General features: G+C 54.1%; 12 protein-coding genes and 1 tRNA gene. 5 read left to right on the top strand and 8 right to left on the bottom strand.

Annotated elements, in window-relative coordinates; translation table 11 throughout:
- Window positions 1–103: 103 nt before the first annotated feature.
- From ACR0KS_RS11460 to glf, 3 genes are read left to right on the top strand one after another with little or no spacing between them, the layout of a single operon-like run.
- Complete coding sequence (locus ACR0KS_RS11460; RefSeq protein WP_170564334.1) at window positions 104–904, top strand: glycosyltransferase family 25 protein; 801 nt, start codon at window positions 104–106, stop codon at window positions 902–904.
- Window positions 901–1791 carry a hypothetical protein gene (locus tag ACR0KS_RS11455; protein WP_170564331.1) on the top strand — a complete coding sequence of 297 codons (891 nt, stop codon included), beginning with the start codon at window positions 901–903 and terminating at the stop codon, window positions 1789–1791. The genes ACR0KS_RS11460 and ACR0KS_RS11455 overlap by 4 nt, the downstream gene beginning before the upstream one ends.
- On the top strand, window positions 1792–2949 hold the full coding sequence (glf, locus tag ACR0KS_RS11450) for a UDP-galactopyranose mutase (protein ID WP_480693213.1): 1158 nt from the start codon (window positions 1792–1794) through the stop codon (window positions 2947–2949).
- 6 nt (window positions 2950–2955) lie between these two features.
- On the opposite strand, the gene arsB is transcribed toward glf, so the two are convergent.
- The 4 genes from arsB to ACR0KS_RS11430 are packed head-to-tail and all read right to left on the bottom strand — an operon-like array spanning window position 2956 to window position 7074.
- Window positions 2956–3987 (bottom strand): ACR3 family arsenite efflux transporter, encoded by a 1032-nt coding sequence (gene arsB, locus ACR0KS_RS11445; RefSeq protein ID WP_170564328.1) that lies wholly within the window; start codon window positions 3985–3987, stop codon window positions 2956–2958.
- Window positions 3984–5249, bottom strand: coding sequence for an organoarsenical effux MFS transporter ArsJ (gene arsJ / locus ACR0KS_RS11440; RefSeq protein WP_170564325.1), 1266 nt, complete (start codon window positions 5247–5249; stop codon window positions 3984–3986). Before arsJ ends, arsB begins: the two co-directional genes overlap by 4 nt.
- Entirely contained in the window at window positions 5246–6244 is a 999-nt protein-coding gene (locus ACR0KS_RS11435; RefSeq protein ID WP_170564323.1) for an ArsJ-associated glyceraldehyde-3-phosphate dehydrogenase, read from the bottom strand. Before ACR0KS_RS11435 ends, arsJ begins: the two co-directional genes overlap by 4 nt.
- Window positions 6241–7074, bottom strand: coding sequence for an arsenate reductase/protein-tyrosine-phosphatase family protein (locus ACR0KS_RS11430; RefSeq protein ID WP_170564320.1), 834 nt, complete (start codon window positions 7072–7074; stop codon window positions 6241–6243). The genes ACR0KS_RS11435 and ACR0KS_RS11430 overlap by 4 nt, the downstream gene beginning before the upstream one ends.
- A gap of 294 nt (window positions 7075–7368) precedes the next feature.
- Here ACR0KS_RS11430 and ACR0KS_RS11425 point away from each other — a divergent pair.
- Window positions 7369–7444 (top strand) — tRNA-Thr (locus tag ACR0KS_RS11425).
- Window positions 7445–7490: 46 nt separating this feature from the next.
- Here ACR0KS_RS11425 and ACR0KS_RS11420 read toward each other — a convergent pair.
- The gene (locus ACR0KS_RS11420; RefSeq protein ID WP_170564317.1) at window positions 7491–8792 is read right to left on the bottom strand and encodes a 5-methylcytosine restriction system specificity protein McrC; all 1302 of its coding nucleotides are present in this window, start codon (window positions 8790–8792) and stop codon (window positions 7491–7493) included.
- A gap of 56 nt (window positions 8793–8848) precedes the next feature.
- The gene (locus ACR0KS_RS11415) at window positions 8849–9637 is read right to left on the bottom strand and encodes an McrB family protein (protein ID WP_480693224.1); all 789 of its coding nucleotides are present in this window, start codon (window positions 9635–9637) and stop codon (window positions 8849–8851) included.
- A gap of 133 nt (window positions 9638–9770) precedes the next feature.
- Between ACR0KS_RS11415 and ACR0KS_RS11410 the strand changes: the two genes are divergently transcribed.
- Entirely contained in the window at window positions 9771–10403 is a 633-nt protein-coding gene (locus ACR0KS_RS11410) for an alpha/beta family hydrolase (protein WP_480693212.1), read from the top strand.
- Window positions 10404–10566: 163 nt separating this feature from the next.
- On the opposite strand, the gene ACR0KS_RS11405 is transcribed toward ACR0KS_RS11410, so the two are convergent.
- On the bottom strand, window positions 10567–11868 hold the full coding sequence (locus tag ACR0KS_RS11405) for a hypothetical protein (protein WP_170564314.1): 1302 nt from the start codon (window positions 11866–11868) through the stop codon (window positions 10567–10569).
- Window positions 11869–12041: 173 nt separating this feature from the next.
- The gene (locus ACR0KS_RS11400; RefSeq protein WP_170564311.1) at window positions 12042–15434 is read right to left on the bottom strand and encodes an AAA domain-containing protein; all 3393 of its coding nucleotides are present in this window, start codon (window positions 15432–15434) and stop codon (window positions 12042–12044) included.
- Window positions 15435–15466: the final 32 nt, after the last annotated feature.

Genomic DNA, 15466 nt, shown 5'->3' with positions numbered 1-15466 from the left:
TGGACTTTTGGTCCGTCTTTCAAAAAAAACACTCGTTCTTTCGCGTTTCTGCTGCTTAAATGTTAGTATTAGCGACGCGGTAATTTCAATTGGTATCAAGACAGTGTCGATCACGGCCGTAATCCTCAGCCTGCCAAAAGATGTAGAGCGGCGACGTTTCTGCGAAGCAGAGCTTGCACGTCTGGGCGTGCAGCATAAATTTTCTGATGCCATATCTGGCGACCAGTTGGGCGGGTCCGAACTGAAGCGCATCTATGATGCCGAGATGAACCGCGCCAAGTTCAAACGTCCCCTTAGCCGCAACGAAGTTGCCTGCACTCTGGGACATCGACAAATCTGGCAGCACATCGCAGCATCCGATGACAGTGTCGGTCTTGTCCTGGAAGATGATGCAACGTTTATTCGGGATCCCAGATCGTTCCTGAGCGCGCTTTCAGAATGTCCCGAGTGTTTTGAAGATGTGATGATCAAACTGGATGGCGTACCGGGCAAAAATGTTCAGGTCATCAAAGAGTTTGCCGATCAGAACCTTGTTTTGTCGGATATCCTGCCACCCAGAACCACCGGTTATATTCTTGGCCGCCGGGCCGCGGCTCGGTTGCTGCAGGTAGATGCGCCGATTGCCCGCCCTGTTGATATCGACCTGAAATTCTATTGGGAGCATAAAGTGCCCATTTTGACCCTCGGCAAGCAGATGGTGGCTGAGCGGAATTCGCAAGACAGCAACATTGAATCCCATCGGAGAAAAGCCAAACCGGGCTCGCGGCTTGAACGATTTGTCCGCAATCTCGTGTATCAGGCGAAATTCACCCACGGTCGACTAAGCCACCCGCTGAACCCGGACATGATCGACGGGCTTGGCCCCCTGTTGCGGACCGATAGCCATATTCGGAACCACGTATGAACAAAAGCCTTGTGGTTGTCCGGGCAGGCGGCAAGTCGCTGCATAGTCGGTGGCTGGAAATCCCTTATGATGATCGCAACTACGATCTTTTGATCAGCTATTTTTCAGACGAAGCATATGCGGAATTCGTACCAGAGCCGGGCGTGGACGCAGTATTGGTCAAGGGCGGAAAATGGGACGGTTTGTATAAAACTCTCTCGGACCGGGATCTGGATCAATATGAGTACTTTTGGCTGCCTGATGACGATCTGGACATCAGCGCGCAGGATGTGAACGCTCTGTTCGAGGCGATGCGGTTCTACGGTTTGCGCATCGCACAGCCTTCTCTTAGCCCGAACAGCTACTTTTCGCACTTTGTGTTCAGCCAATGCCCCGGCTTCGTGCTGCGTTATACGAACTATATCGAGATCATGGCCCCATGCATGCATAGGGACATTCTGAAAAAGGCGTTGCCGCTGTTCCAAAACACCATGAGCGGTTTCGGGCTGGATTATATCTGGTGCCGCTGGGCCGAAGCCGGGGCATTCCGAACAGCCATTCTGGACGAGATCGCGATGCACCACACGCGACCGGTCGGTAAGAACCTAAAGGCGGCAATGGCCGAGACGGGCAACCTCAGTTCCGAAGAAGAGGAAGCCGTCCTGAAAGAGATGTTCGATCTGTCCCGGCGCACCGTTCCCGTGATCTTTGCCGGAATATTGCAAGGTGGGCAGCCTGTTTCGGGCAGGATTCAACTGGGGTGGCGTATGTGTCGTGGTTGGCTTTCGATGATGTCCAGCTTTCGCGATGCTGGAGAAGCGCGCGCGGGCATTCTGAAAATTGCCCGGCGGCAGTTGATCAAGCCTTTGGACATGACGACGATATCACCAAGACAAGAAGGTGTTTGAATGGAAGCGGGTCGATTTCTTATGGTTGGTGCCGGTTTGTCCGGTGCCGTAATTGGTCGTGCACTGGCAGAGGAAGGCCATGAGATCACGATAGTTGATAGCCGCGACCATATCGGCGGCAACTGCCATACGCAGCGCGACGCCGACACGGGTGTCATGATCCATGTCTATGGCCCCCATATCTTTCATACCGATGACGAAGAGGTCTGGGCCTACGTCAACCGGTACGCCAATTTCCTGCCCTACAAGAACCGGGTGAAGACAACCTCGCGGGGGCAGGTCTTTTCGCTGCCGGTCAACCTGCACACGATCAACCAGTTCTTTGGCAAGACGATGCGCCCGGACGAAGCGCATAGCTTTATCACCGAAGAACAGGCTGACACCTCGATCACCGATCCGCAGAGCTTTGAGGAGCAGGCCATGCGGTTCGTCGGGCGTGACCTTTACGAGGCGTTCTTCAAAGGATACACGATCAAGCAGTGGGGGTGTCACCCGTCCGAACTGCCTGCGTCGATCCTCAAACGTCTGCCGGTGCGGTTCAACTACGACGACAATTACTTTTTTCATCGATTTCAGGGGATGCCCGAAAACGGCTATACCGACATGATCGCGGGTATCCTTGATCACCCCTCGATCACCGTCAAACTGAACACGACCTTTGACCGCAGCATGGCCGAGGGGTTTGACCACGTCTTCTACTCGGGGCCGCTGGACGGCTATTTCGACTATGAGCTTGGGCGTCTGGGGTATCGGACGCTGGATTTTGAACGCTTTACCTATGACGGGGATTATCAGGGCTGTGCCGTCATGAATTACGGCGAAGAAGACGTCCCTTATACGCGCATCACCGAACACAAGCACTTTGCCCCGTGGGAGACCCATGACGGGTCGGTCTGTTATCGCGAGTATTCGCGCGCGGCCGAACCGGGCGACATTCCCTATTATCCGATCCGGCAGGTGAAGGAAAAAGCGCTGCTTGGTGAATATGTCGAGCTGGCCAACAAGACTGCGAACGTGACCTTTGTTGGCCGGTTGGGAACCTATCGCTATCTGGATATGGACGTCACGATCCGTGAGTCTCTGGATACGGCGGCGGCTGTTCTTTCATCGCTGGAACGGGGTGACGATCTCAAACCGTTTTTTGTTTCGGTGCTCTAAGCGCGGTCATGCCTTTTGCGTGACTGCCGAATCAGGAAACCGGCTGCGCGTGCGGTTCGCAAAAGCCACGAGTGACAGCATCACCGGCACTTCGACCAGAACCCCCACAACGGTTGCCAGGGCCGCGCCCGAGTTCAGCCCGAACAGGCTGATGGCGACGGCCACGGCCAGCTCAAAGAAGTTGGACGTGCCGATCATGGCGCAGGGTGCAGCGATGCGATGGGGCACTTTCAGCGCATAGGCCGCGCCATAGGCCAGTGCAAAAATGCCGTAGCTTTGGATCAAAATGGGCACTGCGATCAGCACAATCACCAGCGGCTTGGCCAGAATGGTTTGCCCCTGCAGGCCGAACAGGATGACCACCGTGGTGATCAGGCCCAGCACGGACCACGGCTTTACCCGCGCCGAGAATGCGTCAATGGCGTCCTGCGATCCCAGCTTGCGCCGTGTGAGCAGACCGGCAAGCAAGGGCAGTACCACATAGAGAACTGTTGCCAGAACCAAAGTCTGCCACGGGACCGAGATGTCAGTGACCCCTAACAGGAACGCGACGATCGGGGCAAAGGCCACGACCATGATCAGGTCGTTCACCGACACTTGCACCAGTGTATAGGTCGCATCCCCCTTGGTCAGTTGAGACCAGACAAACACCATCGCCGTACAGGGGGCCGCGCCCAACAGGATCAGGCCAGCCGTGTATTGCGCGGCGTCTTCCGGTTTGATCCACGGCGCAAACACGTAGTCAAAGAACAAAACAGCCAGCAAAGCCATTGTGAACGGCTTGATCAGCCAGTTGACCACCAGCGTGACGATAAGACCCTTGGGCTGACGGGCGACCCCAGCGACCGCGCCGAAATCGACGCTGACCATCATCGGATAGACCATGGCCCAGATCAGCACGGCCACCACAAGATTGACGCTGGCAAACTCGGCCGATGCGATCAATGCCACCAGACCGGGGGCTGCCAGACCGATCAGCACGCCTGCGATCATGGCAAGGGCGACCCATACGGTCAGGTAACGTTCAAAAATGCTCATGAGTACGCCTCGTTCGTCTGATCGCTGAGCTTGCCAGAGGTCAGTGCCGCAAGCGCGACCATAATAGCAGCAGTTCCCAGCACCAGTGGAAGGCCGCCGATCTGATAGGTCAGGCCGGATAGGACAGTGCCCAGCAAACGGCCCGTCGCGTTTGCCATGTAATAAAAGCCGACATCCATCGTGACCCGCTCGGACTTGGTGAAGGCAAGGATCAAGTAGGAATGCAGCGAGGAATTGACCGCGAATATCGCCCCGAACACCAGCAATCCAAGTACCAATGTCAAGGTCAGCCAAGTTTCCGGTCCCGAAGACATCAGGACAGCGACCGTCAACGCAGCCGGGACGCAGAACAAGGCCAAAGCCCAATTGCGGGCAGCCCGGATCAGGTCGCCCTCGGTCCGCTCGGACGCGCGCAGGATTTTCGGTGCGCTGGCCTGAACCGCTCCGTAGAGGATGACCCAGACGGCCATGAAGGTGCCGATCATAAAGAAAGTCGCGCGGTTTCCTTCTTCGGTCCCGTCGGACAGGACCGCGTAGAAATAGATCGGGATACCAACCACGAACCACACATCCCGCGCGCCAAACAAAAACACACGCGCTGCGGATAGCCAGTTCACGTTTGCGGATTTGGAAAAGACCTCGGAGAACTTGGCGCCCTTGCGTCCTTGCGGCAGGCCGGGTGGCATCAACACAAAGACCGCAACCAGAATGAGTGCCAGCACAATGGCCATCGCCAGTGTCGCCCACATAAAGCCCACCGTTGCCAGCAGACCGGCCCCCAGCAGAAAGCCCAAACCTTTGACTGCGTTTTTCGATCCGGTCAGAAGGGCGACCCAGCGAAACAACCCTCCGCCCGTTGTTGGGGCCAGCAGTTTTACGGCGGATTTGGATGACATCTTGGCCAGATCCTTGGCCACTCCGCTGGCGCCCTGCACGATCATCACGAAGACGACTTTGACTGGAATTGCCCAGTTAGGGTCTAATTGCGTCAGCACCAGCAGCGCCCCGACCTGTAGCGCAAGCCCTGCATACAGCGTCGAGGTCAGGCCGAACCTTGCCGCGATCCAACCGGCGGCCAGGTTTGTGACCATCCCGGCGATTTCGTACAGGACGAACAAATACGCCAGCTGCACCGGCGAGAACCCCATCGTATGAAAGTGCAACAGCACCAGCATCCGCAAGGCTCCGTCGGTCAGCATGAAAGCCCAATAAGCCGCCGTGACCGCAATATAGGCCGACAGTCCTTCGGGCCGGTCGGTCACAGCGCGTCCCCGACCATCAGCGCCACATCAACCAGACGATGCGCATAGCCCATCTCATTGTCATACCACGCGTAGATTTTCACCTGCGTTCCGTTCACCACCATGGTCGAGGGCGCGTCAACGATCGAAGACCGCTCGTCATTGGTATAATCGGTCGAGACCAGCGGCCGCGTTTCATAGCCCAGAATGCCCTTCAGTTCGCCCTCGGCAGCGGCTTTGAAGAAGGTGTTGACCTCTTCGGCGTTTGTCTCACGCGCGACCTCGAAGACGCAATCGGTCAGCGAGGCGTTCAGCAACGGCACCCGCACCGCGTGACCGTTCAGACGGCCCTTCAGTTCGGGATAGATCAGCGTAATGGCCGTGGCCGACCCGGTGGTGGTCGGGATCAGCGAATTCAGCGCCGAGCGTGCGCGGCGCAAGTCCTTGGCGGGGCGGTCCACGATGGTTTGGGTGTTGGTCACATCGTGGATCGTGGTCATCGAGCCATGGCGGAGGCCCAGATTTTCATGGATGACCTTGACCACAGGGGCCAGACAGTTCGTGGTGCAGGACGCCGCCGTCACGATGTGATGCGTGGCGGGGTCATAGGTGCCCTCATTCACGCCCATCACGATATTGGCGGTCGGGCCGTCCTTGACCGGGGCCGAGACGACAACCTTCTTCACACCGGCCTCGAAGTAAGGAGCCAGCTTTGCCTCGGTCTTGAAAACACCGGTGCAGTCGATCACCACATCTACGCCGTCCAGCGGGAGGGCGTTCAAATCCTTGGTGCCAATAAACGGAAGGCGCGTGCCATTGATGGTTACACTATCTGCGTCGTGCGCGAACTCGGCATCCCAGCGGCCATGCACCGTGTCGAACTCCAGCAGATGCGCGTGCATCTCGGGGTCACCGACCCCGTCGTTGATCCAAGCGATCTTGGCACCCTTTTCCAGTAGGGGCTTCAGGGCCAGTTTTCCCATCCGGCCAAGGCCGTTTACCGCGAAAGTGGTCATTTCGTTTCCTCAACAGGAGTTCTGCCGATGTCATCGACAGCAGTTTGCAATGCGATCCGATCCAGACTTTCGACCGGCAGAGAGGTGAACGCCTCAATCCGACGTTTCAGTGCGCCATAGGCGTTCTGGAAGGCGAGGCTTTTCTCGGCATCCGTGCCGGTCGCCTTGACCGGGTCGATCATACCCCAGTGGCCGCTGATGGGCTGGCCTTCCCAAGCCGGGCACTCTTCGTTGGCCGCCTGATTGCAGACCGTAAAGACGAAATCCATATCGGGCGCGTCCTCTGCGGCAAACTCGGACATGTGCTTTGATCGCAGGTTCGACGTATCGTGTCCCTTGTCGCTGAGTACCTGAACGGCGAAAGGGTTAAGTTCTGACGTAGGTTGCGTGCCCGCGGAATAGACGTTGAACCGATCCCCGCCCAATGTCCGCAGAAGGGATTCAGCAAAGATCGAGCGGGCGGAATTCCCCACACATAGAAACAGAACGTTAAATTTCCGATCCGTCATTTTCTCAGGTCCTTGCGGTGAGGCCATGCAGATATCAGGCCGTCCACGGCAGCAGTCGTTCAGCAGGAAATCCAGCATGTGCTGCACGTTCTTCATTTCAACCGAATAGAGCAGAGAGGTGCCCGACCGGTCCTGCGTTACCAGACCCGACCGCTGAAGCGCATTCAGGTAGTTCGACAAGGTGCTGGGCTTGATCCCCAGTTCCGCCGCCAACTCACCTGCCGGGACCGAGTCAGGAAATCGTCGCATTAACATGCGAAACACCGAAATACGCTGCGGGTGGCCCAGAATGGCAAGTTGGTTGGTTATCTGTTCTATCATATTTCATGAAATATAGAAATAGTGATGAGTCGGCAACGTCTGATCTGTATCGTTACAAATAATTCACAATCGAAGACCGAGAGCACAGTGCAAGCCGGTTCGATGGGCCAAATCCAGCGGATGAAGACTTGCACGCCACTTCGGGACCGTTTAAACGATCCTTCGCTTGCCTCAATAGCTCAGCTGGTAGAGCAGGTCCTTCGTAATTAGCGGGTCCCCGCGAGAATGGCTTGCGAAACCAACAAGTTCGCGGCAAAGGAGTAGAACTAGTAGGGCCATAGTAGGGTCCAGGAAGCCGCTGTAGCTCAGCTGGTAGAGCACGTCATTCGTAATGATGGGGTCGGGGGTTCGAGTCCCTTCAGCGGCACCAGTTCTTCTTCAATATTCAAAGATTCAACACTCAAAGTCACAGATATTTACGTTGTCGTTAGTTCAGCTTCGCCAGGTGCTACATTTACTGGGGGCTGCAAGAGCATCTCTTCAAATGCCCGCGCCATCGTCTTCTCTTCTGCCACTAGGTCTGAAGAACTGAGGTCAAACGCATAGGCAAAGAGCTTCACTGAGTTAATGGTTCCCAAGAGTCTGATACCTCTTTGTCCAGTAGCGCTACGCTGGTGCAGGAGTATCGCATTTTTGGTTTTGTAGGAGTTGGCGTAGGTAATCGCCTGATTGATATCGTTTCTGTTGGGTTTTTCTTTATACTTCACCTCAACAACCAAACAGGTGTCTCCAACTTTCTTGCGTAGCACAATGTCAGGCTGCGCCGGAGGCGAATCTTTATCATCGAAGAGCGGTTTTTTCCCAGAGCTATTTCCGTCAAGTACATGCATCTCTTTGTTGCAGTTAAGTCTCAGCGAGTTCCTGAGGTAGTCTTCAAAAAGCGTCTCAAAATTGACCACGAAAGTCCCCAATTCAATATCTTCGCCAAATTGATCAAAGGAAACCGATCTTTCCGAAAGTATCAGAGTTGCAATATCAAGAGCGCGCAAATAATAATCGCGGCCTCTTGCTAATTTCCTACCCTGAACTGCTGCGCTAGCGGCCACTAAATCACTGGGACGCAGTCTTTTGACTTCTCGGGGAATCAAACCATGAGAAGAATTCAGATTTTTGATTAGTGACGACGACAACTCGGTGCCAATTGTCTTTCTTGTCAGAATAAATTCCAACGCCGACTTTATAACCCGGTTTACTGGAACATTGGTGGTCTGTTCATGCCGCACAGTCTGTAACCACAGAGGATGACCTCGGCTGTGGCACTCCACTAATGTCCCTTGGACGCTTATCTTTCCGCGACTTCGGGAAGAGTTCTCCTTCATCGGAACGTATTCTTTGAGGAAGCCGCTGCTAAATATGGGGGACAAAGAATCGAGATAATTTCGGACAAGGAACTCGAAAGCACTTGCGCTTTTGGACATCTCTGAAGAATAGAATCTGTTGTAGCTTGATAAGTAGTCGACTTTGCTGCGCGCCATGTCCAATACATGCGCCACATTGCTGACTGGCTCCTTTGGACGAACATCAACGATTACGTTTGGCGACAAAGGAATTAAACCAATGTATGGACCTGCCGACAGTGCTACTTTCGACTTTCGGAAGTTCAAAAAGAGAAAGCCTCGTTCCTCAACGTGAGGGAAGACGCTGATTGTCCCATCTTCCATAAGCTCTTGGAGGCTTATCTCGGTGGTTTCCCGAGAATTGAGAACAATTGTCTTCACTTCTTCGTTCCGTTCCGCCTACTTTATAATCTCTTAAATCTATTTCAGATTAATGATTAGGAGTTCCCATCAGTCGTTTCTTCGTTAGTGCCTTGTGCAGCAATTTCAGCCTCACAAGTATCCCAGAGCCCCTCAACTTCCGCCAGCGCCTCCGAATCGAACCGAAATTTCTTTTGAGCGAGATGATGGATCTGAGTGGTCCAGACCCTAGAAAGGGATTCCTGGTTCTTCACTTTCCGAAAGAACGCGTGCCCGATAGAAATATGATCTTGAAGAGAATTGAAGAACTTCAATGTTGGGCCCATCAGTTCTGCTGGGTGTTGGTTGTCTTCTAGAAATTTGCGCAAAACGTCCGGATCAGGACGTAGATGTATTTTTGCCCAACGCCTTTCCATTGCGTCATCCATTTCGTCGACCGAACGGTCGTCAGGATTCATTGTCGCCAGAAAAACTAAGTTCTTGGGTATTTCGGCGAGGCGACCGGACGGGAGGTAGAATTGCACCCCGCGTAGTGAGCCTTCCATGTATGTAAGTGTTTCCCCCAATACTCTTGCTGGGTCGGTACGGCTGAATTCATCGATTACGAGCACGGTAGGGTCGCTATGCCCTTGGGCTTTATGAACCATTTGCAGCAGATGACGATCAACTAGTTCAAAGCCCTCATCTCCCCTTGGGATGTAGCCTTCCACGAAGTCTTCATACTGGTACGATGGGTGGAATTGAACCTCTCGTATAAAGTCGCTTTGGCCATTAGTAAGCTTAATTGCTAGCTGGCGGGCGTACCAGGACTTCCCGGTTCCTGGAGCTCCAACAAATAGAACACCGCCTACTTCGTCTTCAAAAATCAGTTTCTCAACTTCCTTGAGAACTGGATCGTCTGGTTCGAGTTGAGATTCTAGGCGCTCGCTTCGCCCCGATTCGTCATTCAGAGGCTTAGAAACGTCCTCCGTAAGGTAGTCAACGCGGAACGAATAAAAAATGACTATGCCGACCGAATTCTTGGAACACGGACCTGAAGCGGCAAACGCAACGATCTTGTTTGCGCACGGCGCCGGTGCGCCGATGGACTCCCCTGCAATGACAGCAATCGCGGATGCGTTGGCCGAACGGGGTCTTAGAGTGGTCCGATTTGAGTTCTCCTACATGGCTGCCCGCCGAACTGAAGGCACCAGGAAGCCCCCGCCACGCGCTGAAAAACTGAACTCGGAGTACCTAGCCGCAATCAACGCGCTCGATGTCGACGGCCCGCTGATAATAGGCAGAAAATCCATGGGCGGACGCGTCGCCAGCATGATTGCGGATGAGCTGTTTGACGCAGATCGCATCACTGGGTTGCTCTGCGTGGGCTACCCGTTTCATCCAATTGGAAAGCCTGAGAAGCTCCGGACCGAGCACCTGCAACACCTGCGAACCCCAACACTGATTTGTCAGGGAACGCGCGACCAGTTTGGCTCGAAGGATGAAGTCATTGAGTATGAGCTTTCCTCAGCAATCCAGATGAGCTGGTTTGAAGACGGCGATCACGATCTGAAACCGCGCAAGCGCGTTTCGGGCTTCACCCAGGCCAATCACATCAAATCCATGGGCAGAGCGGTTTCAAAATGGGTGTAAGATCTTGTTGGTTAGCAAGCCCCTGGAGCGCCGGGTTTGCCTTGTTTGCAGGGTTTGCTTTGCCGCCTGCAGGGCGCAAAACCAACATTTTACATAAGGGCGCTTATAAGAAGGTTTGCGAACTATCTGCCGAACACATCTAGCATCCAGACGATTGGGTTTATCAATCGATGTTTTCAGTCGGCTGGAGGTCAGCAGCTTGTTCAAAATCCTGAAGAGTTTGTGATGGGGGCAGACCGTAGGCATCCCGCATTTTGTTCCAAAATAGGTGCAGCGAGGTTCGAATATCCTCGCTAGATGCCAGTTTCAGTTCGTTGGCACTTTCGACAAACGTGTCCACTGCCTCAAAATGCTCAAAGTTGTAAGCCCCAGGCCACGAGGTTTCAGAGATATCTCCGGCGCCGAGCCTGAGTCCAAATGGACCGGCTCCGCCGACCGCCTTTATTGTATCAGCGGCATTAACCAGAAATCTCTCCAAAGGAGCAAAAGGTACTTTGGATCCAAAGATAACACGTCCGTTGTATTCATGAAACGGAGCTGTGCTAACCGCCCATACTTCGCCGGTTTTCTGAAACCACTGTGTAGCGCTGACTACTGTCATCTCCTCAGGGGCGGCTAAACCCCAAACCGACAAGGCTCCCTCTCGGTTAAGTCCCCAGTCACCATCCCTTTCACGCATGTGCAATCCCAGTTTAGACACGCGTTGTTCCATGTCGCTCCTGGTAGGGTTGGCCCATTTTGACGGTACTATCCTTGCGTAGATGCGTGTTCCTGGACTCAAACTGAGTTTGCGCTTTGGCATGCTCAAAGAAGCGTTCCTGAACTCCATCGGCTCGTCCGCCCCTTGCCAGACACATGGGTCGTCCGCTGCATGTGTTTGCCAGGCAATTTCAGCGGCCGAAGAAGCCAGCTCTTGTTTTGCCAAGATGGGAAGAATCAAAGCCTTCAACAAGTTGGCAAAACGCTTACGTTCAACATTGATCTCAGCTTTGGTCGCACCGTCGGGCAGATTGTAGGTTTTGGGCCCGCTGCGGTGCCGCCAATCGAACGGGAGCGCATCCGCCCCAGGATAATGCGCGCCATTGGCAACCAGGATGATTTTGTCCTGGCCAAGCGCGCGCTCGGCATAGCCTAATTCTGACATAACGTTAGGGTTCTGTAGATACTTGGGGCTCGGTAGTTTGTCCTTCGATGTTTTCGGTTGGAGTGAGGAAGGGTCTGTAATTCCAACCGGTGTTAGATCAGCAACAAACACATTTGCGTCGGATATCTTAGTGAGAATTGTTGAGGCAATGTCAGGCGTCCCAGCGGTGTTTTTTGTGTCGTGGTCGACTTCCGGCCTGTCAGCCTCTGTGTATTCAGGATCCTTCGCTATCATCTTGCAGGCTTCTTTGAGCGCATCTCGAACAAAGTAGTGATGTAGCTTTGGGTTACGATCACTCTGCCACGACCAGAAAACCTTCATAGAGCGCCTCAAATTAGGAAGTTTGTGCTCCAGACCATTGGTCAGTTTCGGCTGCTAGTGTCAACACAGCTTTGTCGTAGGGCTACGTTTCAAAAACTTGTCCGTTACCATTACGAGGTTCAAGGCGTTACTTGCTAGCAGTTTACATTATGGACCCTATCGGCCCGTCGTAGCTACTTCTCTCGACCGCCAAGGCCCTGAAAGATCGTGTTGATTTCCGACTCCAAGTGCTGACCACTATAAACAAACGAAGTCTCATGTCGCGCGTACTTGCCGTGTCGGTCAGCGCTAAGCCAGTTATACGATCCAATCGCCAATAGATCGTCGTCAACGGCTACGATCTTGCTGTGCAGCCGAGGCACTTCGTGGAGACGCACGCCAATCTTGGTGAGCGTGTCTTTTGCCAGCGACATTTGGGTTTGACCATCACTCGCCACGTTGGCGTTCAGAAGGGGATCTGAGAATACATCTACGCTCGCACCCCGACTTATCGCATTCTCAAAGGCAGTCAGGAAGCCGACGTTCTCCATAGTGCGGGCGATGATCCAGGGGCTAACTATCGAGTATCGGCGTCCATTACCTGCGAGAGCATCGATAAGGAAAGCATCGTGCTCAGCAGCATCGCGAAGCATCTGGAGCTCGCCACTTTCATCCTGCAGATCGCTCCTGGGCTCCGTCTCGAACTCAAGTGCGTTGTCTGTTGAGCTGAACAAAAAATCACCAAGTATTGAACGTGGTGACCCCGGAACGGCAGTAGTCAGAACGTCCATGTCACCAAAAACAAGACAACTGTCCTTGGCGCGGGATACGGTAACGTTGAGCATGCTGGCCGAGGCGTCGATGAAATTACCATCCGCATGTTTCGAATAGACCGGCGAGAAGATAACCACCGGTCTCTCTGCACCCTGCAGTGAATGAACCGTGCCGATCGTCATGCCGTCGCGCAAATCAACTGAGATACCTCTACTCGCACAGGCGGTCCTAATTTCACGCACCTGCCGTCCAAATGGCGTCACAACGCCCACGATTTGTTCGAGGCGCGCCCGATAGCGACTCTCCAGCTCCGATCTGTTGGCATCCAGCCATGCAGCAATCGTCCGGGCCTCCAACAGATTTGCGCGACTACTTCCCAGGCGAATTGCCCGCCCATCGACATGCAAATACCCCAATCCTGGTAGCTTGGCGTCGGCTGGGACTGGGCCTCGAAGTGGACGCAGTTTTCCCTTGTAGCAAAGTGCGTTGCTATACTCGATGATCTCATCAAAGCAGCGACGATGTTCGAATAGGTACAGCCCCTTTTCAAGTTCAGCATAGGGTGAGACGCGGCAAGCTTCTTGTGCAACCCGCATGGCGCTTCCGGATGTGGTGCAAAAACCTCTTTCCGACAACGCGTTCCAATCGTCATCGTTCTGCAGCAGGCCAACTTCTCGGAGGTTCCCGATATCAACTGGTTTCGGCACAGACGAGATGGGCTCAATCTGCTGGGTGTCACCAATCACGAGAGCTCGCTTCGCCAGAGAAAAACTCGCTCCGGCAACTTCCGGCAAGACTTGTCCGGCCTCATCCACAATCATTAGATCAATGAAGTCGTACAGGTACTCTTTCGCCCATTTGCCCCCAGTCTTGCGACTGTATGTCAGTTTTCCTGGCAAGCTGGCAAAAGTGGCAACGGCGCAAGGCGTAAGCATCATACGTCTTTGCCAGCGCGGAACGAGTGTTGCTTTGCCTTTCTTGTTTGATGAACCTGTGATGCCAGCGAGGTCTTCCTCCATAGCCAGCAACCAACGTCCTTCCCAATAGTGGGTCGCCAGAAGAAAGAGTTTGAAGCGAATGCTAAGATCGGCGGCGCTCTCCAGCTCTTCCACTGTATCGGCGACAGCACGCTTTGCGCGATCCCATTGGTTCTCGGCGTCCGCCAGCGAGGAACGAAGACGACGAGCCTTTTCTAGTTCCTGTTCAGCCTGCTTCGTCAACAGCTCGACAGATTGCAGTCTTTCAGCGACATGAGCTTCCACATCTGTAACGCGGTGGAACCCGTCGGCGTCCGGCAAGAACCCATGGATTGCCTGTCGGGCCGACAGCACCCGTTTCTTCTTGATGGCTGGCAGAAAACCGAAAAGTGCCAAGAATGTAGACTCCGCTGCGAGGTATGCTTCCAGGGAGGTTTTAGCGGCCTTAACCCGTTCTCGGTTCTGCTGCGCCTCGTCAGCTGCCTTGGTCAGCGCCTGTTCCGCTTCAGCAGGGCTCTCGCCGAGGGTTGCCTTTACCGCCTCTTGAGCCTTAGCCAGGGTTTTGGAGGCCTGATCTAGTTTGGAGAGCTTCTTAGCCTCTTTTGCCATTTCACTCTGAATGGCTTCCAATATGAGCTCTACGCGAGCTTCCGACACAGCAGGAAAAGCGACCTGCGCGGCTTGAAGGTATTCCTCCTTAGCCCGTGAGAAATACTCAACGCTTTCGCATGCCGTCTGAAAATCTTCTGTTTGATACTTCTTCGCAGCCTCCAACTTACGAGAGTGCGACGGCAGGAAGATTCCGAAACTTCCGATGTCGGGGAGCCACCGCCCAGCGAAAGGCCCTTTTCCCTTGGCGAAGTCTTTCCCAAAAGCATCAATAATGTTTGTGACTGCCTGGTTGTTGGTGGATGCGGCAACGATGATTGGTGGGTTCTCACCCTTGAGTGCAGCTTTGATCCAGAGGCTTGCCACCGCCGATAGCAGCATTGTCGTCTTGCCCGTACCCGGCGGTCCGTTCACCGCAATGACTTCTGCAGGAGACAACACATCAAGGTAAGATAAAACCTGGCGCTGATGCTCTGACAAAGGGAAGTGAGGGTTGGAGTGGCCTAGGCGGCGACTGAATTCACCCTCTACTTTAGGGTCAGGAGAGAATGTCGTTTTGCGAGGCGCAGCGACCTGTGTCAAAAGAGGCACGTCTGGCTTTTCACTCAGCAACTTGTCGTAGAGATCCACAATGTTGCGGATCGTGGCACTGGCATCCTCTGCTAACTCAAGGAAACCGAAGCCCATCGACTGGTAATCTTCGTCGCCATTCGGCCAGCCCTCTGCGACAGCATCAACCATCTTGCGACAATGACCGAGGTATTCCGGCCATGAATCTTCTACGATCATGTCTGGTAAAGGTGTCTTCGTGAGAAAGTCATCGAGATCGTCTACACTGCCGATTGAGAACTCGCCGGATGGAAGTGGTGACAGCACGTCTCGCGCCAGAGCGTTGCGCAACGGTGTGATCTGCCCGTCACTCTCGACTGTTGCTTCCGTAACAACTGGCGCGACGATCTCTGGTAAGCCATCGACGCGGGCCGCTCCATGAGAAGATTTTCGAGCCATCACAAGCGGCCAAAAACGTACGGCAACACTTTTCGCTGACTTCCGTCCGCCAAATACTCTATCGAGCATCGCGTCTGGGAGTTTCCCTGACCGGACTGCCTCCCCGGATACCTCGATGAACCGTTTCCGGTCTCTTTGGGTGAACTTACCGTCCCCTAGCGCACTGTCGGCCAGAGAAACACGCCAATACTCGAGGATCTTCTCAACGTCTTTGTCCATAATATACTTTGTAGCCAGGGCTCCGTGCGGAT

Source organism: Ruegeria sp. BC7 (assembly GCF_056539165.1).
This window is presented reverse-complemented; position numbering and strand designations above follow the sequence as displayed.

Coding starts and splice junctions, on each gene's coding strand:
- ACR0KS_RS11430 (WP_170564320.1), bottom strand. CDS start 7,074: ATGATAGAACAGATAACCAACCAACTTGCCATTCTGGGCCACCCGCAG.
- arsB (WP_170564328.1), bottom strand. CDS start 3,987: ATGAGCATTTTTGAACGTTACCTGACCGTATGGGTCGCCCTTGCCATG.
- ACR0KS_RS11435 (WP_170564323.1), bottom strand. CDS start 6,244: ATGACCACTTTCGCGGTAAACGGCCTTGGCCGGATGGGAAAACTGGCC.
- glf (WP_480693213.1), top strand. CDS start 1,792: ATGGAAGCGGGTCGATTTCTTATGGTTGGTGCCGGTTTGTCCGGTGCC.
- ACR0KS_RS11405 (WP_170564314.1), bottom strand. CDS start 11,868: ATGAAGGTTTTCTGGTCGTGGCAGAGTGATCGTAACCCAAAGCTACAT.
- ACR0KS_RS11455 (WP_170564331.1), top strand. CDS start 901: ATGAACAAAAGCCTTGTGGTTGTCCGGGCAGGCGGCAAGTCGCTGCAT.
- ACR0KS_RS11410 (WP_480693212.1), top strand. CDS start 9,771: ATGACTATGCCGACCGAATTCTTGGAACACGGACCTGAAGCGGCAAAC.
- ACR0KS_RS11400 (WP_170564311.1), bottom strand. CDS start 15,434: ATGGACAAAGACGTTGAGAAGATCCTCGAGTATTGGCGTGTTTCTCTG.